The sequence below is a fragment of the Streptomyces aurantiacus genome, assembly GCF_001418335.1.
GTDB lineage: Bacteria > Actinomycetota > Actinomycetes > Streptomycetales > Streptomycetaceae > Streptomyces > Streptomyces aurantiacus.
Window position 1 is genome coordinate 1 of the sequence record NZ_LIPP01000011.1, and the last position, 235, is coordinate 235.

1 protein-coding gene is annotated in these 235 nt (G+C 73.2%); it reads left to right on the top strand.

The window, feature by feature from the left end; all coding sequences use genetic code 11:
• The coding region (locus tag AOK01_RS44585) for an FAD-dependent oxidoreductase (protein ID WP_245702032.1) at nucleotides 1-235 on the top strand (235 nt) is incomplete at both ends.

The window sequence follows — 235 nt, forward strand, 5'->3', positions numbered from 1 at the left end:
CTCCCGCCCTTGCGCGGCCTGTTCACCCCCGCCGACCGGCATGAACTGCCCGAAGGCGTCCACGCGTTCCGCACGATGGACGACTGCCTCGGCCTGTCGAAGGCGGTACGGCAGGACACCCGGGCCGTCGTCATCGGCGGCGGTCTGCTCGGCGTCTCGGCCGCCCGCGCGCTCGCCGAACGCGGCGCGCAGGTGGTCCTCGCCCAGCAGGGCGAACGGCTGATGGAACGTCAAC